This window comes from Chachezhania antarctica (assembly GCF_003646465.1).
Taxonomy (GTDB): Bacteria; Pseudomonadota; Alphaproteobacteria; order Rhodobacterales; family Rhodobacteraceae; genus Chachezhania; species Chachezhania antarctica.
This window is the reverse complement of the sequence record NZ_QZEX01000001.1, coordinates 340,641-363,112: the sequence shown is the minus strand read 5'-3', so window position 1 is coordinate 363,112 and position 22,472 is coordinate 340,641. Positions and strand designations below refer to the sequence as shown.

The window sequence follows — 22,472 nt, the reverse complement described above, 5'->3', positions numbered from 1 at the left end:
CGCGCGCGCCAGAAGCCGACGCCGCTTCAGCCTCAGCCGGTAGTTCTGCAGGAAGGGGCGCGCCAGGGGTCTGCTCTCCGTTTGCGGGCGAGATGCGAGGTTTCCGCATCATTGCCGCTCGCCTTCGAAGCAGCAACCGTCCTTGCGCCGCGGGAATTCGGCGCAAGGCGGCACGTTACTTGTCGTAGTGGCCGTTCTGGTGCCAGCGCCACGCGTCGCGGATCATCGTCGCCAGTTCTGACTTGTCGGGCGACCAGCCCAGTTCGTCGCCCGCGCGGACCGAGCCCGAAACAAGCTTGGTACAATCGCCTGCCCGGCGCGGGCCGACCTCGTAAGGCACATCGCGGTTCGTGACCTCGCGCGAGCGGTCGATGACCTCGCGCACGGAATAGCCGGTACCGGTGCCAAGGTTGAAGATACGGCTTGGCTTGCCGTCCTTCAGCCATTTCAGGCCAAGCACGTGGGCATCGACCAGATCACACACATGGACGTAATCGCGGATGCAGGTTCCATCGGGCGTGTCGTAATCGGTGCCGAAGACCGTCAGCGCGGCGCGCTTGCCGTCGATGGCGTCCAGCATCAGCGGGATCAGGTGCGTTTCCGGACGGTGGAATTCGCCCACCTCGCCTTCGGGATCGGCACCCGCCACGTTGAAATACCGGAAGATCACGCTGCGCAGGCCATAAGCCGCTTCGAAGTCGCGCAGCACGTCCTCGATCGCGCGTTTCGAGGCGCCGTAGGCGTTCAGCGGTTCCTGCGGGGTGTCTTCGTCCAGCACCACATTGTCATGTTCGCCATAGGTTGCGCAGGTGGAGGAGAACACGAAATCGAGGCACCCGGCGGCGACCGCGGCTTCGATCAGGTTCAGCGATCCGGCGACGTTGTTGTGCCAGTACTTGCCCGGCTCCTTCATCGCTTCGCCGACCTGGCTGAGCGCCGCGAAGTGCATGACGGCAGCCGGCTGGTACTTGGCGAACACCTCGTCAAGGCGCGCGCGGTCGTGCAGGTCGCCCTCTTCCATCGGACCGAACTTGACGGCATCGCGCCAGCCAGTGACGAAATTGTCGTAGGTGACAGGGGTATACCCGGCTTCCTTCAGCGCCTTGCACGCGTGCGAGCCGATGTAGCCGGCACCGCCGGTAACAAGTACATTAACCATTGAAATCCGTCCTTTTGCGCCACGGCCGGAATGGACCGCAGCGCCCCCCGAAAATGCTTACTGCGCTGCCCGGTCGACCTGGATGATTTCCTTCAGGAAACCTTCCAGTTCGTCGCGCAGATCGTCGCGCGCCATGGCAAAGGCGACGGTGGCTTGCAGGAAGCCCGCTTTCGAGCCGCAATCGAACCGCTGCCCACGGAAGCGCATGCCGTAGACACCCGATTCGGTGTCGATCTCGGCGGCGATCGCATCGGTCAGCTGTATTTCACCGCCGGCGCCCGATTTCATGGTATTCAGCGTCTTCAGGACCGACGGCGTAAGGATGTAACGGCCGATGACAGCCAGGTTCGACGGCGCTTCGCCCTTCTTGGGCTTTTCCACCATGCCCTTGACCTTGGCAAGCGATCCCATGTCTTCCGACACGTCCAGGATGCCGTAGGACGATGCCATGTCCGGGGGCACTTCCATCGCGGCAACCATGTTGCCACCGGTTTCCTCGTAGGCTTCGACCATCTGCTGAAGGCAGGGCTTTTCGGCCGCGATCACGTCATCGGGCAGGATCACGGCAAAGGGTTCGTTCGCGATCAGGCGACGGGCGCACCACACGGCATGCCCAAGGCCCAGCGCCTTGTGCTGCCGGATATAGGCGATGGCGCCGCTTTCCATGTTCGTCTGCTTCAGGATCTCCAGAAGGTCGTCCTTGCCCTTCCGGCGCAGTTCCTGTTCCAGCATCGGGGAGTGATCGAAGTAATCCTCGAGCGCGTTCTTCCCGCGCGAGGTGACAAAGATGAACTCCTTGATCCCGGCCGCGCGGGCTTCGTCGATGGCGTACTGGACCAACGGACGATCAACGAGGGTCATGATCTCTTTGGGGACCGACTTGGTCGCGGGCAGAAACCGCGTCCCCATACCTGCAACCGGGAAGATCGCCTTCGTAACTTTCCTGCGCATGAGTGCTCCTTACAACTGGTGGGCCGCCGGACATGCCATCCGGACCGTTATCGACAAGCTGCTTTCCCCTGCGCGCTTGTTAGCAGGGAAAAGAAGTTATCGGAACCGTTTTCTAAACGTAGCAATTTGTTTTCGAGCCATTTTTCGCCGTCATACCAAAAAGGAAAAATCACCGCATCGCGCGCGCGATCCGGCCCTATGTCGGCCTTTTGCGCAAGCAGTTTGGACAGTGCTTCCAAGCTGATATTTCCGCGTCACCCACTCAGTTCCAAATCGGCCACGGCAGATTCAATATTGAATCGAAAACGAAACTAACACGGCCAAGGTTCCATCGTTACTGCGATTTCAGTTCCACCCCCGGCGCATAGGCGATGAAAAACGGGTTGGCGAAACCATCCTTGCCGTATTGCAGCGGCGTGTGGTCATCGAACCGCACGACCTTGCCACCCGCGCCCGCCAGCACGGCGTGGCCAGCGGCCGTATCCCATTCCATCGTCCGGCCCAGCCGCGGGTAGAGATCCGCTTCCCCGGTCGCGACGAGGCAGAACTTCAGCGAAGATCCCGCGCTCGTCATGTCCTTTACGGCATATTTGGCGATGTAGTCGTCGGTCGCCTGGTCACGGTGCGATTTCGACGCGACGACCATCAGCCCGCCATTGTCGGGGTCGGTCACGCTCAGCGGCTTGGTCGGGCCCGGCGTTTCGGGATCGAAATCGCCGGTCTCCTCGACGGTCTGACCGTCAGGCATCGTGTAGAACATCCGGTCCTTTGCCGGGGCGTAGACCACGCCACGGGTCGGTACGCCGTCTTCGACATAGGCGATGTTCACCGTGAAATCGCCGCGGCGGTTGATGAACTCCTTCGTGCCGTCCAGCGGATCGACGATCAGGAAGGTCGAGGCGCTCAGCCCGTGGGTGGCGGCCTGTTCTTCGGTGATCAGCGGAATGTCGGGGAACGCGGCCGTCAGGCCGGCCGAGATCAGTGCATCCGCGGCTTCGTCCGCGACGGTGACCGGGCTTTCGTCCGACTTCACCTTGACCTCGAAATCCGCGTCCTCGTAGATCTTCATGATCTCCTGACCGGCCAGAATGGCCAGTCGTCTCATCAGCGGTACCAGGGTTTCAATGGTCACGGGCGTCTCCTCGGGATCGTCGCATTTTGAAATGCTGCAGTTGCAAACATTGCCATGAATATTGCGTGTGGTTATGGTTTGCGCTCAACGCAACGGCAAGAATTCCGTGTCATGCCGAACAGCGACACAGCCACGCACCTGGTACAGTCAGGTAAGCTTAATAATTAGGCAGGCTCTGGCCGGATCGAGCACACGAAATGTTCAAGTACTCCCGATCATCGAACTCCCTGTCGAACGGGCTGATCACGCTCGAGCTTATCTATCACTATGCGGTGCGGAACGTCCGGGCCGGGCACCAGTACGCGGTGGTGGCCATCGCGATCGCGATGCTGCAGATCTTCACGCTTGTCGTGGTCTTCTACCTGATGTTCTCGGTGCTGGGTCTGCGCGGTAGCGCGATCCGTGGCGATTTCCTGCTGTACCTGATGTCCGGAATCTTCGTGTACATGACGCACATCAAGATCGTGAGTGCCGTCACCGGCTCGGACGGGCCGTCAAGCCCGATGATGCAGCATGCCAGGATGAACACAGCCATCGCGATCTTCGGGTCGGTTCTTTCCGCGTTGTATACCCAGATTCTGGCGATGGCTCTCATCCTGTTCATCTACGATGCCGCGTTCAAGGAGATCACGATCTACCGGCCGGTTGCGGCATTTGCCATGCTGCTGCTGGCAGGGTTCTACGGGTTTGCTGTCGGCATGGTCTTTCTGGCGATCAAGCCGTGGTTCCCGTTCTTCGTCGGAATCGCGCAACCGCTGTACACCCGGGCGAACATGATCTTTTCGGGCAAGATGTTCACGGCCAACAGCCTGCCATCCTACCTTTTGCCGCTGTTCATCTGGAACCCGCTGTTCCACTGCATCGACCAGGCGCGGGGTTTCGTCTTCATCAATTACACACCGCACCGCACCAGCTGGGAATATGCGCTCTGGGTCAGTCTCACGCTGATCGCACTAGGGTTCATCGGCGAATTCTACACCCGTAAGTACGCCTCCGCGAGCTGGGGGGCCAGACGATGACCGGATCGCCCGCCGCCCTCATCGTCGGTGCAGGCCAGGGCCTGTCGGCGGCCCTTGCGCGGCGGCTGGCGGCGCGCGACTACCGGCTGATCCTCGCCGCGCGCGATCCATCGGACCTGGCCGATCTGGCCGCCGAAACCGGCGCCACCACAATCGCCTGCGATGCCGGCGACAGGACGGACACGGCCCGCCTCTTTGCCGAGGTCGACGCGGTCGGCCTGCCGCTGGAGCTTGCCATCTACAACCCGTCGGCCCGGGTGCGCGGCCCGATCGAAACGCTGGATGCCGAGGCCGCCGAGAAGGCCATGATGGTCACCAGCTACGGTGCCTTCCTGATGGCCCATTTCGCCGCCCAGCGCATGGTGCCGCGGGGCAAGGGCAACATCTTCTTCACCGGGGCTTCCGCCGGCGTGAAGGGCTTCGCCAATTCCACCGTCTTCGCGATGGGCAAGTTCGGCCTGCGTGGACTGGCCCAGGCCCTTGCGCGCGAGCTGCAGCCAAAGGGCATCCACGTGGCCCATTTCGTGATCGACGGCGGCATCGCCAAGGCGGACACCCCGAACGAGGATGAAAGCCGCCTCGATCCCGGCGCGATCGCCGACAGCTATCTGGCGCTGCTCGACCAGCCACGCTCCGCCTGGACGTGGGAGATCGAGCTTCGCCCCTGGACCGAACCTTTCTGACGTCGCGGCGCGGGCCGCTTTCGCTTGCATCGGGACGCACCAAGCCTAGCGTGCGCCCATGACAAGCGACGTGCACGACAGTACCTACTCCTGGATCCGGCTCGGCTTCACCATCCTGACGGGGGTGATGGCCAATTGCGGGATGTGGGTGATCGTCGTGATCATGCCGTCGGTCGAGACCGATTTCGGCGCCACCCGGGCCGCAGCGTCGATGCCCTATATCCTGACGATGATCGGCTTCGCCGTCGGCAACCTGCTGATCGGCCGCGTGATCGACAGGTTCGGCGCCCCGAGGGCGCTGGTCGGCGCGGGGCTGTGCATTTCCGCAGGTTACGCGCTGTCGGCCATCGCGCCGTCGATCTGGGTGCTGTCCGCGTGTCACCTTCTTCTGGGGCTTGGCACCGCCGTCGGCTTCGGGCCGCTGATCGCCGACATCTCGCATTGGTTCCTGCGCCGCCGCGGCATCGCCGTGGGGCTCGCCGCATCGTCGAACTATGTCTCGGGCGTGCTGGCCTCGATGTTCGCCTCGGCGCTGCTCGCAGATTACGACTGGCGCACCGTCTACTTCGTCTTCGCGGTCCTGACCGTTTCCACCATCCTGCCGCTGTCACTTCTCTTCCGCCGCAAGCTCCCGCTCGACGCCCATGGCGCGGCCGAGGCGCAATCCGCCATCAACCGGCGCAGCACAGGCATGTCCCCACGGGTGCTGGCGTGGATGCTGGGATTGGCCGGGATCGGCTGCTGCGTGGCGATGTCGATGCCGCAGGTTCATATCGTCGCCTACTGCATCGGCCTGGGCTATGGCCCCGCAACGGGGGCCGAGATGCTGACGCTCATGCTGGCCGGCGGCGTGATCAGCCGGGTGGCATCAGGCTTCATCGCCGACAGGCTGGGCGGTGTGGCGACGCTTCTGATCGGATCGGTGCTGCAATGCATCGCGCTGGCGCTGTTCCTGCCATGGGACGGGCTGGTGCCGCTCTATGTCATCAGTACCGTCTTCGGGCTCAGCCAGGGCGGGATCGTGCCGTCCTACGCCGTGGTCGTCAGGGAATACATGCCGCCACGGGAAGCCGGGGCACGCGTGGGTTTCGTGCTGATGCTCACTATCCTCGGCATGGCGCTTGGCGGCTGGATGGCCGGCGTGATTTACGACCTGACCGGCAGCTACCGGTTGGCCTTTATCAACGGGGTGGCCTGGAACGGCCTCAACATCGCCATCATGCTCTTCCTGATCCTGCGCTCCCGCCCTCCGCAAGCGGTGCCCGCCTAACGGGGGTCCGGGGGAACGTGTTCCCCCGGGCGGGGGGTGCGGGGGGCGGCAGCCCCCCGCACCGGGCGACACGGACCCCGCGGCGCAAACCCCCTACAGCGCCCGGCTCGCCACCCAGGCGTAGCCGTTTTCACACAGGATATAGGTCTCTCTCAGCCCATGCGGTTTGTCGGTCGGCACCTGCAACACCGTCCCGCCCGCGGCACCTGCCTTCGCAGCCGCCTCGTCCGGATCGGTCTCGTAGAGCCGGATCTCGATCCCCGCCCCGCGCGGCGGCGTCTCGGGCAGCAGGCCCAGCAACGGGTTGGAATGATAGGTCCCGTCGGAATGCAGCTGCATCAGCTGCCCCGCGTATCGCAGGATCGCGAAATCGGCAGAGGAGCGCAGCACCTCCATCCCGAACACCTCCGAAAGGAACGCGCATTCCGCCAGCACGTCGCGCACCAGCAGGTTCAGCCCGATCCCCGTCAGGGACCGTCCGAACACGTCCGCCTCGACCGTTTCAAAGTCCATGTCAGCTCCCGAAGATCACCTGGTGCATCACCCGGCCCGGCAGCAGGGTGAACGCCCCCGTCAGGACGAGCGCCAGGCAGAACAGGTACTGCATCGTGCGCCGGTGCCGTTCGATTTCCCCGCGCCGGGCCATGACGACAGCATAGCCCAGCCCGGCCAGCGTGATCACCGAAAGAAGATGCAGCGGGCTGAACGGTCCCCATAGCCGCAAGTCATGAATGAAGAAGCTCGACCCGGCGACCACGGCCATCAGCGCGACCCAGATCCGGCCCAGCCAGACATGCAGCGCGGTGCCCTTCCGCAAGGCCATCTGAACGCATCCCAGCACGAAGGCCGTCATCGCCGCAACGGCATGGAGCGGGATCGGCGGCAGCGCCGACCAGAGCGGCGAAAATGTCATCTCAGTCCCCGACCCTGTTGCCATCACCGTCGATGACGATCTGGCCGTCCTCCTTGGCCCATGGCCCCGCGGGCCACTGCTCCAGCAGATCCAGCACGGCGCCGGACGGCCGGCACAGCTTCACGCCGCGCGAACAGGCCACGATCGGGCGTTCCACAAGGATCGGATGCTGGATCATCGCGTCCAGCAGGGCCTCGTCCGACACGTCCGGTTTCAGCAACCCCAGCTCCGCCGCCGGGGACCGCCGTTCCCGCAAAGCCTGCCGCGGTGTCAGCCCTGCCGCGGCGAACAGGGCCTGCAATTGCGGCCGGGTCCAGCCGGTTTCAAGGTATGGGACAACCACAGGGTTGTATCCTGCGTCCCGAATCAATCTAAGTGCGTTGCGCGAAGTGCAGCAGTCGGGATTGTGGTGAATGACGATTGTCATGGCGCGTGCTAGCCCGCATTCAGCTGGTATGTGTTAGGAACGGTTTCACCCTAGTCCCACTCTTTGATGGAAGGATAGGCCCCGACATGGCTCCGATCCCGTTTCCCGCCTGGCCCGATGTCGCACCCGCGCTGATCGAGGTCGCCGCCGCCCGCGCTCCGGCCGACACCGTGATCCGCGGCGGCAAATGGGTGAACGTCCATTCGCGCGAGGTGCTGGACGGCTACGACATCGCCATCGCCCGGGGCCGCATCGCCTGCGTCGTTCCCGACGCCAGCGACCGCATCGGCCCCGACACGCAGGTGATCGAGGCGCAGGGCCGTTACATGATCCCCGGCCTGTGCGACGCGCACATGCATATCGAATCCGGCATGCTGACCCCCGCCGAATTCGCCCGCGCCGTGATCCCCCATGGCACCACGTCGATGTTCACCGACCCGCACGAGATCGCGAACGTGCTGGGGCTGGAGGGCGTCCGCATGATGCATGACGAAGCGCTGCTTCAGCCCGTCAACATCTTCACGCAGATGCCCTCCTGCGCGCCATCGGCTCCAGGTCTGGAAACCACGGGCTACGAGATCACGGCAGATGACGTGGCCCAGGCGATGACATGGCCCGGTATCATCGGGCTGGGGGAGATGATGAACTTCCCCGGCGTGGCCCATGCCGACCCCAAGATGCTGGCCGAAATCGCCGCCACCCAGCGCGCGGGCAAGACGGTGGGCGGGCACTATGCCTCCCCCGATCTGGGCCCGGATTTCGCGGCCTATGTCGCGGGCGGGCCGGCCGACGATCACGAAGGCACGAAGGAGGCCGACGCGATTGCCCGCGTGCGGCAGGGGATGCGGTCGATGATGCGGCTGGGCTCGGCCTGGTACGACGTCGAAAGCCAGATCACGGCGGTGACGGAAAAGGGCCTGGACCCCCGGAACTTCATCCTGTGCACGGATGACTGCCATTCCGGCACGCTTATCAACGACGGCCACATGAACCGCGTCGTGCGCCACGCCATCGCCTGCGGGTGCGATCCGCTGATCGCGCTGCAGATGGCCACGATCAACACCGCCACCCATTTCGGACTGGAACGCGACATAGGCTCGTTGACCCCCGGCCGGCGGGCCGATGTGATCCTGACCTCGGACCTGACCGACCTGCCCATCGAACTGGTCATCGCCCGCGGCCAGATCGTGGCCGAGAACGGAGAGATCCGCGTCGACTGCCCGCATTACAACTGGCCAGACACCGCCCGCCAGACGGTCCATCTGGGTCATGACCTAACAAACAAGGATTTCGAGATCACGGCCCCCGAAGGCGCCAATTCCGTCCGCGCCAACGTGATCGGCGTGGTGGAAAACCAGGCCCCGACGAAGGCGTTGGAAATGGATCTGGACGTCTCCGACGGGCTTGTCGGCCCGCAAGGCGACGTGGCCCAGATCGCTCTGGTAGAGCGGCACAAAGGCACCGGCGAGGTGACGAACGCCTTCGTCTCGGGCTTCGGCTACACCGGCAAGATGGCGATGGCGTCCACCGTGGCGCATGACAGCCACCACATGATCGTCGTCGGCACGGATCGCGACCAGATGGCCCTGGCCGCCAACCGACTGGCCGAGGTTGGGGGCGGCGTCACGCTATATGTGGACGGCGCGGAACAGGCGCTGGTCGAGCTGCCCATCGCGGGCCTGATGTCCGACAGCCCTGCGCGGGACGTCGCCGCAAAGGCGCAAGCCTTGGGCGAGGCCATGGTCGCCACGGGCTGTTCGCTGAACAATGCGTACATGCAGCATTCGCTTCTCGCCCTTGTCGTCATCCCGGAACTTCGGATATCGGACAAGGGCCTGATCGACGTGCGCTCATTCGAGAAGATCGATCTCTTCGTCCCACAGGACTAGCATGCCCCGTACAGAAATACCCGACGTTCCCCAGCCTGAAACTTTCACCGATGCCGAAGCCGCCGTCGACCGGCTGATCGAGCTTTATAGCACCGCCACCGATTTCCTGTCGGACCGGTTCGCGCAGGCCATGCGCGACGGCGCGCCCGAAACCCGGATCCGGGCGTTCTACCCAGAAATCAGCATCACCACGAAGACCTATGCCCATGTCGACAGCCGCCTCAGCTTCGGTCTTGTCGCCGAACCGGGCACCCATTCGACCACGGTCACCCGGCCCGACCTTTTCAAACGCTACCTGACGGAGCAGCTGCGCCTTCTGATCCGCAATCACGGTCAGCCGGTGCGGATCGGCACGTCGACCACGCCGATCCCGATCCACTTTGCCGTGGCGGCCACGAACACCACCGTCCCGCAGCAGGGCGCCGCGGGCTTCACCCTGCGCGATGTCTTCGACGTGCCGGACCTGACGACGACGAACGACGATATCGTCAACGGCACCTATGAATCGCTGAAGGGCACCGGGCCACTCTCACTCTTTACTGCGCAACGGGTCGATTATTCGCTGGCCCGGCTGGCGCATTACACCGCCACCGACCCGGCGCATTTCCAGAACTTCGTGCTGTTCACGAACTACCAGTTCTACGTGTCCGAGTTCGAAGCCTTCGCCCGCGCGATGCTGGCCGATCCGTCCAGCGGCTACACGTCCTTCGTGTCGACCAACAATGCCGAGATCACGGCCCCCGACGGCGTGCTGGACACACCCGCCAAGCTGCCGCAGATGCCCACCTATCACCTGAAGCGCGGCGACATGGGCGGCATCACGCTGGTGAATATCGGCGTCGGACCGTCGAACGCGAAAACGGCAACCGATCATATCGCCGTGCTGCGCCCGCACGCATGGCTGATGGTCGGCCATTGCGCGGGCCTTCGGAACACGCAGGCCCTGGGCGATTTCGTCCTGGCCCATGCCTACCTGCGCGAAGACAGGGTGCTGGACGACGACCTGCCCGTCTGGGTCCCGATCCCGCCCCTTGCCGAAGTCCAGCGGTCGCTGGAAGCCGCGGTGGCCGAGGAAACCCAGCTGGAAGGCTACGAGCTGAAGCGCGTGATGCGGACGGGGACGGTGGCCTCTGTCGACAACCGCAACTGGGAGCTTCGGGAAAAATCCGGCCCCGTCCAGCGGCTGAGCCAGAGCCGGGCCATCGGGCTCGACATGGAAAGCGCCACGATCGCTGCCAACGGCTACCGGTTCCGGGTGCCCTACGGCACGTTGCTGTGCGTGTCCGACAAGCCGCTGCATGGCGAATTGAAGCTGCCCGGCATGGCGTCCGATTTCTACACGACGCAGGTCGCGCGGCACCTGAAGATCGGGATCCGGGCCATGGAAAAGCTGCGGGAAATGCCGCTGGAACGGCTTCACAGCCGCAAATTGCGCAGCTTCGACGAGACGCCGTTCCTGTGATGTTGGGCGAAGGCCCGCCCAATCCGGGCTTTCCCTCTGGCGGTTCGACGCAAAATATCATTCAAAAACGTCCAGAAACCCATATTTCCTTCGGTTTTGCGGACACAATACGTTGTAGGCCCCTACTATATTGGGCTAAAGTCCCCGAATGAGGCCCAATATGGATCGAAAAGATCGGGCAGTTTAAGGAGACCGGAGAACATGGCAAAGCCAATGACCAAGACCCAGCTGGTGGCCGCGCTGGCCGAGGATATGGGCACCGACAAGAAGTCGGCCACTGCAGCACTCGAAGCCGTGTGCAACGTGATCACCCGCGAAGTTTCGGCCGGTGGCGCCGTGACGCTGCCCGGTGTCGGCAAGATCTACTGCCGCGAACGTCCCCAGCGCGAAGTCCGCAACCCCGCGACCGGCGACAAGCTGATCAAGGAAGCGGACAAGGTCGTGAAGATGACCATCGCCAAGGCGCTGAAAGACAGCGTGAACGGCTGATCTGCCCCTACAGTATCTATTCGAAGGGCCGCCCTGTGCGGCCCTTGTCATGTCCGGCCCCTGTTTCAAGCCCCCGTCCCAGCGGGGAACCGGCCATTTCCCGAGCATTCCCCGCGCGCCTGCGGCAGCTTCGCGCGCATGTGACCGCCCGGGCCGTGCCCGGCGATTGACGCCGCACACGGCGCATGGTTTCTGGCCTCATCCAATCTATCTGTCGGGTGTACGCGGTCCATGAGCCCCAATCTGAACGTCTGGAGTTTGGTCCTTGCGACCATGATCGCGGGAGCCGCGTCGGCCCAGAGCGACATCGAGGCCGGCATGCTGGTGCGCGAATACAAGAACGCCATGTTCGTCAAGCACAATTCCTGCATCAACACGTTCTACCGCGTGCAGAACCACCTGAAGATCGAGGAAAACGTCGAATCCGTCGATGGCGATGTCGACCCGACGAAGGCCATTTCCGACCCCAAGCAGGTGAAGCTGGTCGAGGAATACTACGGTTGCGTGACCCAGTTGCTGCGCGAGATCCCTGCCCGGTTCACCCCGCGCATAGAGGCCATGCAGTGCCCCGATCTGACCGAGGCATGGGACGCCCACCTGGGAGAGTTCGACGCGATCCTGCCGAACTACACGCTCGACCTTGACGTGCCGCCCGGCGATTTCGTGTCGGTGCACAACAGCAAGGCCGAGCAAAGCTACGAAGTGCTGAACAACGGCTGGGAAACCCTTGCCACGGTCGCACGAAACAGCTGCGAATAGGCTTCGCTTCCGTCATTGCCATGAATCGGGCCGCCTGGTGACATGCGGCTCACCTGACCGGGGCATCGGATCAGGGGGCGCCGGACGCGGTCAATCCAGTGCGGCTCTACGGTAGTTTAGCGGGAAATCATTGAAATCCGGGAATTGGCGGGAACGGACTTCGGGGTACGACGAAATGGTGCCCAGGAGAGGACTCGAACCTCCACGTCCATACAGACACCAGCACCTGAAGCTGGCGCGTCTACCAATTCCGCCACCTGGGCAGGTGTCGTGAGGCGTGCATTTACGCGGGGTGGCGGGGGGTGTCAAACGGATTTTCGACCCTTTTGCGCATTCTTTTTTCCGCCCTCCGGCCCTGCCCCGCGCCCGGCCGGATCGCGGCGATTTTGCGTCTTGTTCCACAAGGGTGCGCACGGTTATTCATGACCCCAGCCTATTGCCACGGAAGGAGCGGCCGATGTCCAAGTTGGTGACGATCTACGGCGGGTCCGGCTTTGTCGGACGCTACATCGCGCGACGCATGGCCCAGGCCGGCTGGCGCGTCCGTGTCGCCTGCCGCCATCCCAACGAAGCGATCTTCGTGCGCCCCTATGGCGTCGTGGGTCAGGTGGAGCCCGTGTTCTGCAACATCCGTGACGATGCGTCGGTCGCGTCGGTCCTGCATGGCGCCGATGCGGTTGTCTCCTGCGTTGGAATCCTGAGCGAATCCGGCAAGCAGACCTTCGACGCGGTACAGGTCGACGGCGCCGCCCGCATCGCCCGGTTGACCGCCGAGGCCGGTATCGGCCACCTCGTCCACGTGTCGGCCATCGGCGCCGATGCCGACGGCCCCAGCGAATACGCCCGCACCAAGGCAGAGGGCGAAGCCGCCGTGCTGGAGCACATGCCGGGGGCCGTCATCCTGCGCCCGTCGATCATCTTCGGCGCCGAAGACAATTTCATGAACCGATTCGCCGCCATGGCGACAATGACCCCCGTGTTGCCGGTCGTCGCCGCCGACACGAAATTCCAGCCGGTCTGGGTCGATGATGTCGCCGCCGCGGCCGTCAAGGCGATCCGGGGCGACGTGCCGACAGGTGTCTATGAACTGGGTGGCCCCGAAGTCATCTCGATGTACGATTTGATGGGCAAGATCGTGGCCATGATCCGCCGCACGCGCCCGCGGATGAAGGTGCCCTTCTTCGTCGCACGCGTGATGGCGTGGAGCCTCGACATGCTGCAGGCCGGTACCTTCGGCCTGGTCAGCAACGGCACGCTGACCCGCGACCAGCTGAAATCGCTGACGCGCGACAATGTCGTGGCCGACGATGCAAGGACGTTCGCCGACCTGGGGATCGAACCCACGGCGATGGACGCGGTCCTGCCCGATTACCTGTGGGTGTACCGTCCGGGCGGGCAGTACAGCGACGCGCAGGAAAGCGCGAGCCGCATGCGGATCGACCGCGCCTGACAAGGGTCATCTGATCGCCGTGGCTATCGCCACACTGCCGGTCTGCCTCCGGCGGGCGAGTCCCCTGATCTTGTTTGGCCTTCAAATACCTTCGGGGGAGTCGCTCGGAACGGGCGGCGGGGGCGAAGCCCCCACCGGTTCGCGGATCGTTGTCAGGCGTAGACGTAAACCAGCAGCGCCACGCCAAGGAAAAGTCGGTAGATCACGTAGGGCGTGAAGCTGATCCGCTCCAGCATCTTCATCATCCCCCACAGCGCCAGCAGCGCCGAAAGGAAGGCGAAGACCGCCGCGATGCCGGCGTCCCGCGCCACGGCGACGTCGGCCTCATTCACGACATCCAAGCCCAGCACCAGGCCCGAGGCGAGGATCGTCGGAATCGACATCAGCATTGCCAGGCGCGCCGCTTCCTCGCGCGCGTAGCCCAGCATCCGGCCCGCGGTCATCGTGATCCCCGACCGCGACGTGCCGGGGATCAGCGCAATGGCCTGGAACAGACCCATCACGATGGCGTTGCTCGTCGTCCAGTCCTCGGCCACCTTCGCGGCCGATCCCCACTGGTCCGCAATATATAGCACGATGCCGAAGATCAGCGTCGTCCAGGCGATGACCGTGACGGACCGCATCGCGTCGCTGGCACCCGTCACGTGCAGGATCAGGCCCACGATCACCACCGGCACCGTTGCGATGGCCAGGTTGAAGGCCAGCCGCGCCCCTTGCGTGTCCAGCCGTCCGGTCAGCATCCGCCCCGTGCCCACCAGTGCAACTTTCACGTCTGCCCAGAAATACAGCACAACCGCGAAAAGCGTTCCGACATGGACAGCCACGTCGACCACCTGCCCCTGATCCTCCATCCCGGTCAGGCTCGGGAACAGAATCAGGTGACCCGAGGAGGAAATCGGCAGAAACTCGGTTATCCCCTGAATGATGGCGACGAGAATCAGTTGAAATATCGGCATGGAGGACCTGTCCTGGTACGTGCTTCGCTTCCTTCGTGAGGTATAAGTGTATGGCGATAAAAGGGAAGCAAAGGCTTTAGGTCCGCATTGATACCTAATTTGGTCGCATTATCGCAGCCGGATGTCCCCAAACACGGGAACTTTCCTCATTTAGGTAAGCAGTACTGACTTTTCATGACGCAGCATACCGTTTAAGACGTCCCGGAACCGGCGGTCACCCGTACCGGACGTCAGCGATGGCCGCGAAGGGGCCGGTACGACCGATATAGGGTCCTGCCGGAACGGCCAAGCCCACGAGGAGAAGAGCTGTGGCGAAAGAGCCCATGCTGAAATTCGTAGAAGTGTCGCGGGACATGCCTGAAAAACGGGCAGCCGAATTGCGGCGCAGCGACTTCAACGAGATCTATTCGGAATTTGCCGACACCAAGGCAAAGGAGCAGTCTTCGCGCTGTTCGCAATGCGGTGTGCCCTATTGCCAGACCCATTGCCCGCTGCACAACAACATCCCCGACTGGCTGCGCCTCACCGCGACGGGCCGGCTGGAAGAGGCGTATCATGTCTCCCAGTCCACCAATACCTTCCCCGAGATCTGCGGCCGCATCTGCCCGCAGGACCGGCTGTGCGAAGGGTCGTGCGTGATCGAACAATCGGGCCACGGCACCGTGACGATCGGCGCGGTCGAGAAATACATCACCGACACGGCGTGGGAAAAGGGCTGGGTCAAGCCGCCGTCTCCGTCGCAGGAGCGGGCCGAAAGCGTCGGCATCATCGGCGCGGGGCCGGGCGGGCTGGCTGCGGCCGACCGTCTGCGGCGCGCGGGCGTACAGGTCACCGTCTATGACCGCTATGATCGCGGTGGTGGGCTGCTGACCTATGGCATCCCGGGCTTCAAGCTGGAGAAAGACGTCGTCATGCGCCGCGTCGACCAGCTGGAACAAGGCGGTGTCACGTTCGAACTGAACTGCAACGTGGGCCAAGACATCACCTTTGCCGATATCCGCGCCAAACATGACGCCGTGATCATCGCAACGGGCGTCTACAAGTCGCGCGATCTGGACGGCCCCGGATCGGGCGCCGACGGGATCGTGCGGGCCATCGATTTCCTGACCGCCTCGAACCGGCAAAGCTTCGGCGACACCGTCCCCGAACTGGAAGACGGCACGCTGAGCGCCGAAGGCAAGAACGTCGTCGTCATCGGCGGCGGCGATACGGCGATGGACTGCGTGCGAACCTCGATCCGACAAGGCGCGCTGAGCGTGAAGTGCCTGTATCGCCGCGACCGGGCGAACATGCCGGGCTCCCAGCGCGAGGTGCAGAACGCGGAAGAGGAAGGCGTCGTCTTCGAATGGCTGTCGGCGCCCAAGGGGTTTGCGGGCGATACGGTGTCGGGCGTGATGGTGCAGAAGATGCGCCTTGGCCCCCCGGATGCGACCGGCCGCCAGTCGCCGGTGCCGATGGAAGGCGCCGATTACAACGAACCCGCGGAACTGGTGATCAAGGCCCTTGGCTTTGAACCCGAAGACCTGCCCGCGCTGTGGGACGAACCCGGCCTGGAAGTGACCCGTTGGGGCACGGTGAAGGCGGAATTCACCTCAGGACGGACGGCTCTGCCCGGCGTCTACGCGGTGGGCGATATCGTGCGCGGTGCGTCGCTTGTTGTCTGGGCGATCCGCGACGGGCGCGATTGCGTGGATGCGCTGCTGGAAGATCTCGAAGCGAAGGCATCGGTCGCCGCCGAATAGGCCGCGCGAGGGGAGACGCCGGAATGGCCAGTGACGGATCCCAGTTGCTTGACGGACGCTGCCTTTGCGGCGCCGTAACCGTGCGCGCAGCGCCTATGCCGCGCGACCGGCTGGTGGCATGCCATTGCGACATGTGCCGCCGTTGGACGGGCGGTGTCTTCACGTCGTTCCAGGCCGAGGAAGGCTATGTCGTGACAGGTCCGGTCCGGATCTTCGAAAGCTCGGACGTGGCCGAACGCGCCTTCTGTTCTGAATGCGGCTCGTCGCTCTGGTACCGGATGCACGCCCGCCCGGGAGAAGCGCGGGAAGCGCCCTCTTTCGCGGCCGGACTTTTCGAAAACGCCGCCGGCGCGCGGCTGCAGGTCGAGTTCTTCTCGGATCTCTGTCCCGACGGCTATGCGTTTGCCGGAGATCACAAACGGATGACGGAAGCAGACTGCATGGCGGCCTTCGCCCCCGCGGAGGACCCGGCATGAGCACAACCGACAGAACCGGCGCGTGTCTCTGTGGCGCGGTGCGCTTTACGGCCAGCGCCGTTCGGTCGGATTACGGCGCCTGCCATTGCGAGATGTGCCGCCGCTGGACCGGGTCGGTCTTCCTTGGCGTGTCGGTCCCCGAAGGCGATCTGATCTGGGAAGGGTCGGAAAACATCCGCCGGTATGTGTCGTCGGACTGGGCGGAACGTGCCTGGTGCGACCGCTGCGGAGCGAATCTGTGGTATGCTGTGACGGTCGATGGCCCCCACAAGGGCACCCTGGAAATCCCGCTGGGGCTGTTCGACGATCCGAACGGGTTCGAGCTTCAGCGCGAGCTCTACTTCGACATCGCCCCCGACAGCTTTGCCATCGCGGGCGAACGGCAGAAGATGACCGCGGAAGAAACACGCCGGCGTTTCGGCGGGGAGGCCACGCCATGACATGTACCACCGGGGGATGCCTGTGCGCCGCGGTCCGCTACACGCTGGCGGACGCACCCGACCATTACGACGCCTGCCATTGCAGCATGTGCCGGAAGACGTCCGGCGGGGTTGGCTTCGGCATCAACGTGCCCGACGGCGGGATCACTTGGGAAGGTGCCGAGAACATCGGCATCTACAAGTCGTCGGAATGGGCCGAGCGCGCCTTCTGCAAGATCTGCGGATCGAGCCTCTACTACCGGATGCCGGGCGACGGCGAGAGGCCCGATTTCCTGAGCCTCGCCGCCGGATCGCTGGACGATCTGGAGGGCCTGACGATGACGACCGAGATCTATATCGAGGCGAAACCTTCGGGCCATGCCTTTGCGGGCGACACGAAGAAAATGACAGAAGCCGATGTGATCGCCGCCTTCGGCGGCAGTTGACGGCAACGAACGCGGCCCCGTCGGATGCCTCCGGCGGGAGTATTTGGAGAAAGAAGAAAAAGGGGAGGCGCCCGGAATTCTTCTTTCTGGAAATACTCCGGGGGAGTCCGGGTCGAAGACCCGGGCGGGGGCAGCGCCCCCGGGTCCCGGTGACAAGATGACGATGTTCTGCCGGAGAGCCCAGACAGCGGCGACCGGCGAAGGAGGTGGATTATGGCGACTTACGACGCAGCTTGGGTCCAGGCCGAGGAAGAGAAGCGCAAATGGATGGCCGAGTACGGCATGTACCGGGCCGAGGACGAACATTCGTCGTGCGGTGTCGGCCTTGTCGTGTCCATCGACGGGCAGAAAAGCCGCAAGGTGGTGGAAGCGGGCATCGACGCGCTGAAGGCGATCTGGCACCGCGGCGCGGTGGATGCCGACGGGTTGACCGGTGACGGCGCGGGCATTCATGTCCAGCTTCCGGTCTCGTTTTTCTACGACCAGATCCGCCGTACCGGCCACGATCCGCGCCTGAACGAATATTTTGCCGTGGGTCAGGTCTTCCTGCCGCGCACGGATTTCGGTGCGCAGGAATCCTGCCGGACCATCGTGGAACGCGAAGTCCTGCGGATGGGCTACTACATCTACGGCTGGCGCCATGTGCCCGTCGATATCACCTGCCTTGGCGAAAAGGCCAACGCGACCCGACCCGAGATGGAGCAGATCCTGATCTCGAACGCCAAGGGCGTGGACGAGGAGACGTTCGAGCGCGAGCTTTACGTCATCCGCCGCCGGATCGAAAAGGCCGCGGCCGCGGAAGGGATCGCGGGGCTGTATCTTGCGTCGCTGTCGTGCCGGTCGATCATCTACAAGGGCATGATGCTGGCCGAACAGGTCGCGACCTTCTACCCCGACCTGATGGATCCGCGGTTCGAGAGCGCCTTCGCGATCTACCACCAGCGCTATTCCACCAACACCTTCCCGCAATGGTGGCTGGCCCAGCCCTTCCGGATGCTTGCCCATAACGGCGAGATCAACACCCTGAAGGGCAACGTCAACTGGATGAAGAGCCACGAGATCCGCATGGCCTCGGGCACGTTCGGCGACCTTGCCGAGGACATCAAGCCGATCATCCCTCAGGGGTCGTCCGACTCCGCCGCGCTGGATGCCGTGTTCGAGGTTCTGGTCCGCGCGGGCCGGTCGGCGCCGATGGCCAAGACGATGCTGGTGCCCGAAAGCTGGTCGAAACAGGCGGTCGAGCTGCCGGAATCGTGGCGCGACATGTATTCCTACTGCAACTCGGTCATGGAGCCGTGGGACGGCCCCGCCGCCCTTGCCATGACCGACGGGCGCTGGGTCTGTGCCGGGCTTGACCGGAACGGGCTGCGGCCGATGCGCTATGTCGTGACGGGTGACGGGCTGCTGATCGCGGGCTCGGAAGCCGGGATGGTGCCGCCGGATGAAGCCACTGTCGTTGAAAAGGGCGCACTTGGCCCGGGGCAGCTGATCTCTGTCGATATGGCGACGGGCACGCTTTATCACGACGCCGAGATCAAGAACAAACTCGCCGCCTCGCAGCCTTTCGGGGACTGGGTCGGCAAGATCAACGACGCCGACGCCGAGCTGGCCAAGGCCGTCGAGGCGCCGATCTTCGAAGGCGAGGTGCTGCGCAGGCGCCAGATCGCGGCCGGCTATTCGATGGAGGATCTGGAGCAGGTCCTGTCGCCGATGGTCGAGGACGCGAAGGAAGCGCTGGCGTCCATGGGCGATGACACGCCCCAGGCCGTGCTGTCGAAGATGTACCGGCCGCTCAGCCATTTCTTCCGGCAGAACTTCAGCCAGGTGACGAACCCGCCCATCGACTCGCTTCGCGAATACCGGGTAATGAGCCTGAAGACTCGCTTCGGCAACCTGAAGAACGTGCTGGACGAAGACAGCTCCCAGACCGAGATCATCGTTCTGGAAAGCCCCTTCGTCGGCAACAAGCAGTGGGAGCTTCTGGTCAAGCAATTCAACGCCCCCGCGGTGGAAATCGACTGTTCCTTCCTGCCGGGCGAAGGCGCGCTGCGCGAGGGGCTCGACCGGATCCGGGCCGAGGCCGAGGATGCCGTGCGCTCGGGCGCGGGCCATATCGTGCTGACCGATCACCTGTCGGACGAGGACAAGGTGGCGATGCCGATGATCCTTGCCACCAGCGCGGTGCATTCGCATTTGACGCGCAAGGGCCTGCGGACCTTCTGTTCGCTGAACGTGCGCGCGGCGGAATGCATCGATCCGCATTACTTTGCCGTGCTCATCGGCTGCGGCGCGACCGTCGTGAACCCCTACCTTGCCGAGGATTCCATCGCCGACCGCATCCGGCGCGGCCTGCTGGACGGCCCGCTGACCGAAGCCATGCGGCGCTACCGCGAGGCGATCGATCAGGGCCTGCTCAAGATTATGTCGAAGATGGGGATTTCGGTCATTTCCTCCTATCGCGGCGGTCTGAACTTCGAAGCCGTGGGCCTTTCCCGCGCCATGGTTGCCGAATTCTTCCCCGGCATGATCTCCCGCATCTCGGGAATCGGGGTGACGGGCATCCAGCGCAAGGCGGAAGAGATCCACGACAAGGGCTGGAAATCGGGCACCGACATCCTGCCCATCGGCGGCTTCTACAAGTCGCGGTCGTCGGGGGAAAAGCACGCCTGGGAAGCGACCACGATGCACCTGCTGCAATCGGCGGTCGGGCGCGGTTCTTACGAGCTGTGGAAGACCTATTCCAAGACGCTCAGGGACAACCCGCCGATCCACCTGCGCGATCTGCTGGATATCAAGCCCATCGGCCGTCCCGTGCCGCTGGAGGAAGTGGAATCGATCACCTCGATCCGCAAACGCTTCGTGACGCCGGGCATGTCGCTGGGGGCGTTGTCCCCCGAGGCCCACAAGACGCTGAACGTGGCCATGAACCGGATAGGCGCCAAATCCGACAGCGGTGAAGGCGGCGAGGATCCGGCGCATTTCCAGCCGGAATCCAACGGCGACAACCCGTCGGCCAAGATCAAGCAGGTGGCGAGCGGCAGGTTCGGTGTCACCGCCGAATACCTGACCCATTGTGAAGAGCTTGAGATCAAGGTCGCGCAGGGCGCCAAGCCCGGTGAAGGCGGGCAGTTGCCGGGGATGAAGGTCACCGACCTGATCGCGCGGCTGCGGCATTCGACGAAGGGCGTGACGCTGATCTCTCCCCCGCCGCACCACGATATCTATTCGATCGAGGATCTGGCGCAGCTGATCTACGACCTGAAGCAGATCAACCCGCGCGCCAAGGTGACTGTGAAGCTGGTGGCATCGTCCGGTGTCGGCACGATTGCCGCCGGTGTGGCGAAAGCCAAGGCCGATGTCATCCTGATCTCGGGGCACAACGGCGGGACGGGGGCCAGCCCCGGCACGTCGATCAAGCATGCCGGTCTCCCGTGGGAGATGGGCCTGACCGAGGCACACCAGGTTCTGGCGATGAACAAGCTGCGCGAACGGGTCACGCTGCGCACCGATGGCGGGCTGCGGACCGGGCGCGACATCGTCATGGCGGCGATGATGGGGGCCGAGGAATACGGCATCGGCACCGCCGCGCTGATCGCGATGGGCTGCATCATGGTGCGTCAGTGCCAGTCGAACACCTGCCCGGTGGGCGTCTGCACCCAGGATCCGCGCCTGCGCGACAAGTTCACGGGCAATGCCGACAAGGTGGTGAACCTGATCACCTTCTACGCCCAGGAAGTGCGTGAGCTGTTGGCCGAAATCGGCGCGCGCAGCCTCGACGAGGTGATCGGCCGGGCGGATCTGCTGGCGCAGGTCTCGCGCGGGGCAGCGCATCTGGACGATCTGGACCTGAACCCGCTGCTGATCACCGTCGATGGCGCGTCGAACATCGTCTACAACCGCGACAAGGACCGGAACCCGGTGCCGCCGACGCTGGACGCGCAGATCGTCAAGGACGCCAGCCGCTTCCTGCAGGACCGCGAGAAGATGCAGCTGTACTACGCGGTGCAGAACACGCACCGCACGGTGGGCACGCGGACATCGTCGGAACTCGTCAGCCGCTTCGGCATGCGCGACAACGGCCTGCAGCCGGATCACCTGACGGTGAAGCTGCAGGGCTCGGCCGGGCAATCCCTGGGGGCGTTCGCCGCGCCGGGGCTGCGGATCGAGGTCTCGGGCGATGCCAACGATTATGTCGGCAAGGGCCTGTCGGGCGGCACGATCATCGTGCGCCCGCCGCAGGTCAGCCCACTGGTCACGGACGAGAACACGATCATCGGCAACACGGTGCTCTATGGCGCGACGGCAGGCTACCTGTTCGCCGCCGGCCGTGCAGGCGAACGCTTCGCGGTCCGGAACTCGGGTGCGCACGTGGTGGTCGAAGGCTGCGGGTCGAACGGTTGCGAATACATGACCGGCGGGGTCGCCGTGCTGCTGGGCCGGATCGGGGCCAACTTCGGCGCCGGGATGACCGGCGGCATGGCCTATATCTACGATCCCCATGGCGATGCGCGGCGGCTGTTGAATACCGACTCGCTGGTGGTGGGGCAACTGAGCCACCCGCACTGGGAAAGCGAACTGGAAGAGCTGATCGAGCGCCACGCGGCGGAAACGGGCAGCCGCAAGGCTGCCGCGATCCTGCAGCACTGGGAGGCCGAGAAAGGCCTGTTCCTGCAGCTCTGCCCAAAGGAAATGCTGCCCCATATCAGCCACCCGCTGGGCTTCACTGCCGAAGCGGTGCCGGCCGAATAGCGCGATCCGCGCCCATAGCCGGAAACATTGAAGCCGCCCGTCATGCCTTGCGCGTGACGGGCGGCGACATGTGCACTATGT

General features: G+C 64.1%; 21 protein-coding genes and 1 tRNA gene. 13 read left to right on the top strand and 9 right to left on the bottom strand.

The window, feature by feature from the left end:
- Positions 1–175: 175 nt before the first annotated feature.
- From galE to cysQ, 4 genes are all read right to left on the bottom strand, one after another.
- Positions 176–1,159, bottom strand: coding sequence for a UDP-glucose 4-epimerase GalE (gene galE, locus D4754_RS01755; RefSeq protein WP_121061024.1), 984 nt, complete (start codon positions 1,157–1,159; stop codon positions 176–178).
- 57 nt (positions 1,160–1,216) lie between these two features.
- Positions 1,217–2,110 carry a UTP--glucose-1-phosphate uridylyltransferase GalU gene (gene galU / locus D4754_RS01750; protein ID WP_121061022.1) on the bottom strand — a complete coding sequence of 298 codons (894 nt, stop codon included), beginning with the start codon at positions 2,108–2,110 and terminating at the stop codon, positions 1,217–1,219.
- A gap of 47 nt (positions 2,111–2,157) precedes the next feature.
- The gene (locus tag D4754_RS23820; RefSeq protein ID WP_163025742.1) at positions 2,158–2,349 is read right to left on the bottom strand and encodes a hypothetical protein; all 192 of its coding nucleotides are present in this window, start codon (positions 2,347–2,349) and stop codon (positions 2,158–2,160) included.
- Positions 2,350–2,444: 95 nt separating this feature from the next.
- Positions 2,445–3,215, bottom strand: a complete 771-nt coding sequence (cysQ, locus tag D4754_RS01745) for a 3'(2'),5'-bisphosphate nucleotidase CysQ (RefSeq protein ID WP_121061573.1) — start codon at positions 3,213–3,215, stop codon at positions 2,445–2,447.
- Positions 3,216–3,439: 224 nt separating this feature from the next.
- On the opposite strand from cysQ, the gene D4754_RS01740 reads away from it, so the two are divergent.
- From D4754_RS01740 to D4754_RS01730, 3 genes are read left to right on the top strand one after another with little or no spacing between them, the layout of a single operon-like run.
- Positions 3,440–4,261, top strand: a complete 822-nt coding sequence (locus D4754_RS01740; RefSeq protein WP_121061020.1) for an ABC transporter permease — start codon at positions 3,440–3,442, stop codon at positions 4,259–4,261.
- Complete coding sequence (locus D4754_RS01735; protein WP_121061018.1) at positions 4,258–4,944, top strand: SDR family NAD(P)-dependent oxidoreductase; 687 nt, start codon at positions 4,258–4,260, stop codon at positions 4,942–4,944. The genes D4754_RS01740 and D4754_RS01735 overlap by 4 nt, the downstream gene beginning before the upstream one ends.
- Before the next feature lie 58 nt (positions 4,945–5,002).
- On the top strand, positions 5,003–6,214 hold the full coding sequence (locus D4754_RS01730; protein ID WP_121061016.1) for an MFS transporter: 1,212 nt from the start codon (positions 5,003–5,005) through the stop codon (positions 6,212–6,214).
- A gap of 93 nt (positions 6,215–6,307) precedes the next feature.
- Here the strand turns inward: D4754_RS01730 and D4754_RS01725 are convergent, their stop codons facing one another.
- Genes D4754_RS01725 through arsC form a run of 3 tightly spaced genes read right to left on the bottom strand, consistent with a single transcriptional unit; the run spans position 6,308 to position 7,554 of the window.
- On the bottom strand, positions 6,308–6,727 hold the full coding sequence (locus D4754_RS01725; protein WP_121061014.1) for a VOC family protein: 420 nt from the start codon (positions 6,725–6,727) through the stop codon (positions 6,308–6,310).
- A gap of 1 nt (position 6,728) precedes the next feature.
- Positions 6,729–7,127 carry a DUF2306 domain-containing protein gene (locus tag D4754_RS01720; RefSeq protein ID WP_121061012.1) on the bottom strand — a complete coding sequence of 133 codons (399 nt, stop codon included), beginning with the start codon at positions 7,125–7,127 and terminating at the stop codon, positions 6,729–6,731.
- Position 7,128: 1 nt separating this feature from the next.
- Positions 7,129–7,554: an arsenate reductase (glutaredoxin) gene (gene arsC, locus D4754_RS01715; protein WP_121061010.1), complete on the bottom strand. Its 426-nt coding sequence runs from the start codon at positions 7,552–7,554 to the stop codon at positions 7,129–7,131.
- A gap of 86 nt (positions 7,555–7,640) precedes the next feature.
- On the opposite strand from arsC, the gene ade reads away from it, so the two are divergent.
- The 4 genes from ade (at position 7,641) to D4754_RS01695 (ending at position 12,153) form a co-directional block, all read left to right on the top strand.
- Positions 7,641–9,443: an adenine deaminase gene (gene ade / locus D4754_RS01710; protein ID WP_121061008.1), complete on the top strand. Its 1,803-nt coding sequence runs from the start codon at positions 7,641–7,643 to the stop codon at positions 9,441–9,443.
- 1 nt (position 9,444) lies between these two features.
- Positions 9,445–10,905: an AMP nucleosidase gene (locus tag D4754_RS01705; RefSeq protein WP_121061006.1), complete on the top strand. Its 1,461-nt coding sequence runs from the start codon at positions 9,445–9,447 to the stop codon at positions 10,903–10,905.
- A gap of 201 nt (positions 10,906–11,106) precedes the next feature.
- The gene (locus tag D4754_RS01700; RefSeq protein ID WP_121061004.1) at positions 11,107–11,394 is read left to right on the top strand and encodes an HU family DNA-binding protein; all 288 of its coding nucleotides are present in this window, start codon (positions 11,107–11,109) and stop codon (positions 11,392–11,394) included.
- A gap of 273 nt (positions 11,395–11,667) precedes the next feature.
- A complete protein-coding gene (locus D4754_RS01695; protein WP_121061002.1) occupies positions 11,668–12,153 on the top strand; it encodes a hypothetical protein in 486 nt (161 codons plus the stop codon).
- Positions 12,154–12,329: 176 nt separating this feature from the next.
- Here the strand turns inward: D4754_RS01695 and D4754_RS01690 are convergent.
- Positions 12,330–12,416 (bottom strand) — tRNA-Leu (locus D4754_RS01690).
- 194 nt (positions 12,417–12,610) lie between these two features.
- Between D4754_RS01690 and D4754_RS01685 the strand changes: the two genes are divergently transcribed.
- A complete protein-coding gene (locus D4754_RS01685; RefSeq protein WP_121061000.1) occupies positions 12,611–13,603 on the top strand; it encodes a complex I NDUFA9 subunit family protein in 993 nt (330 codons plus the stop codon).
- A gap of 152 nt (positions 13,604–13,755) precedes the next feature.
- Here the strand turns inward: D4754_RS01685 and D4754_RS01680 are convergent, their stop codons facing one another.
- The gene (locus D4754_RS01680; RefSeq protein ID WP_121060998.1) at positions 13,756–14,559 is read right to left on the bottom strand and encodes an undecaprenyl-diphosphate phosphatase; all 804 of its coding nucleotides are present in this window, start codon (positions 14,557–14,559) and stop codon (positions 13,756–13,758) included.
- Positions 14,560–14,867: 308 nt separating this feature from the next.
- Here D4754_RS01680 and D4754_RS01675 point away from each other — a divergent pair, with 308 nt between their 5' ends.
- The 5 genes from D4754_RS01675 (at position 14,868) to gltB (ending at position 22,391) form a co-directional block, all read left to right on the top strand.
- Positions 14,868–16,301, top strand: coding sequence for an NAD(P)-dependent oxidoreductase (locus D4754_RS01675; protein ID WP_121060996.1), 1,434 nt, complete (start codon positions 14,868–14,870; stop codon positions 16,299–16,301).
- Between the two features lie 23 nt (positions 16,302–16,324).
- On the top strand, positions 16,325–16,777 hold the full coding sequence (locus tag D4754_RS01670; protein ID WP_121060994.1) for a GFA family protein: 453 nt from the start codon (positions 16,325–16,327) through the stop codon (positions 16,775–16,777).
- Complete coding sequence (locus D4754_RS01665) at positions 16,774–17,217, top strand: GFA family protein (protein WP_121060992.1); 444 nt, start codon at positions 16,774–16,776, stop codon at positions 17,215–17,217. The genes D4754_RS01670 and D4754_RS01665 overlap by 4 nt, the downstream gene beginning before the upstream one ends.
- Positions 17,214–17,642 carry a GFA family protein gene (locus tag D4754_RS01660; protein ID WP_121060990.1) on the top strand — a complete coding sequence of 143 codons (429 nt, stop codon included), beginning with the start codon at positions 17,214–17,216 and terminating at the stop codon, positions 17,640–17,642. Before D4754_RS01665 ends, D4754_RS01660 begins: the two co-directional genes overlap by 4 nt.
- Before the next feature lie 213 nt (positions 17,643–17,855).
- Positions 17,856–22,391 (top strand): glutamate synthase large subunit, encoded by a 4,536-nt coding sequence (gene gltB, locus D4754_RS01655; protein WP_121060988.1) that lies wholly within the window; start codon positions 17,856–17,858, stop codon positions 22,389–22,391.
- Positions 22,392–22,472: the final 81 nt, after the last annotated feature.

What these genes read in the sequence shown, in the direction of transcription:
- D4754_RS01680 (WP_121060998.1), bottom strand. Translation starts at nt 14,559, where the DNA reads ATGCCGATATTTCAACTGATTCTCGTCGCCATCATTCAGGGGATAACC.
- D4754_RS01720 (WP_121061012.1), bottom strand. Translation starts at nt 7,127, where the DNA reads ATGACATTTTCGCCGCTCTGGTCGGCGCTGCCGCCGATCCCGCTCCAT.
- cysQ (WP_121061573.1), bottom strand. Translation starts at nt 3,215, where the DNA reads ATGAGACGACTGGCCATTCTGGCCGGTCAGGAGATCATGAAGATCTAC.
- D4754_RS01665 (WP_121060992.1), top strand. Translation starts at nt 16,774, where the DNA reads ATGAGCACAACCGACAGAACCGGCGCGTGTCTCTGTGGCGCGGTGCGC.
- D4754_RS01730 (WP_121061016.1), top strand. Translation starts at nt 5,003, where the DNA reads ATGACAAGCGACGTGCACGACAGTACCTACTCCTGGATCCGGCTCGGC.
- D4754_RS01735 (WP_121061018.1), top strand. Translation starts at nt 4,258, where the DNA reads ATGACCGGATCGCCCGCCGCCCTCATCGTCGGTGCAGGCCAGGGCCTG.
- galU (WP_121061022.1), bottom strand. Translation starts at nt 2,110, where the DNA reads ATGCGCAGGAAAGTTACGAAGGCGATCTTCCCGGTTGCAGGTATGGGG.
- galE (WP_121061024.1), bottom strand. Translation starts at nt 1,159, where the DNA reads ATGGTTAATGTACTTGTTACCGGCGGTGCCGGCTACATCGGCTCGCAC.
- D4754_RS01740 (WP_121061020.1), top strand. Translation starts at nt 3,440, where the DNA reads ATGTTCAAGTACTCCCGATCATCGAACTCCCTGTCGAACGGGCTGATC.
- ade (WP_121061008.1), top strand. Translation starts at nt 7,641, where the DNA reads ATGGCTCCGATCCCGTTTCCCGCCTGGCCCGATGTCGCACCCGCGCTG.
- D4754_RS01700 (WP_121061004.1), top strand. Translation starts at nt 11,107, where the DNA reads ATGGCAAAGCCAATGACCAAGACCCAGCTGGTGGCCGCGCTGGCCGAG.
- gltB (WP_121060988.1), top strand. Translation starts at nt 17,856, where the DNA reads ATGGCGACTTACGACGCAGCTTGGGTCCAGGCCGAGGAAGAGAAGCGC.
- D4754_RS01685 (WP_121061000.1), top strand. Translation starts at nt 12,611, where the DNA reads ATGTCCAAGTTGGTGACGATCTACGGCGGGTCCGGCTTTGTCGGACGC.
- D4754_RS01695 (WP_121061002.1), top strand. Translation starts at nt 11,668, where the DNA reads ATGATCGCGGGAGCCGCGTCGGCCCAGAGCGACATCGAGGCCGGCATG.
- D4754_RS01705 (WP_121061006.1), top strand. Translation starts at nt 9,445, where the DNA reads ATGCCCCGTACAGAAATACCCGACGTTCCCCAGCCTGAAACTTTCACC.
- D4754_RS01660 (WP_121060990.1), top strand. Translation starts at nt 17,214, where the DNA reads ATGACATGTACCACCGGGGGATGCCTGTGCGCCGCGGTCCGCTACACG.
- arsC (WP_121061010.1), bottom strand. Translation starts at nt 7,554, where the DNA reads ATGACAATCGTCATTCACCACAATCCCGACTGCTGCACTTCGCGCAAC.
- D4754_RS01725 (WP_121061014.1), bottom strand. Translation starts at nt 6,727, where the DNA reads ATGGACTTTGAAACGGTCGAGGCGGACGTGTTCGGACGGTCCCTGACG.
- D4754_RS01670 (WP_121060994.1), top strand. Translation starts at nt 16,325, where the DNA reads ATGGCCAGTGACGGATCCCAGTTGCTTGACGGACGCTGCCTTTGCGGC.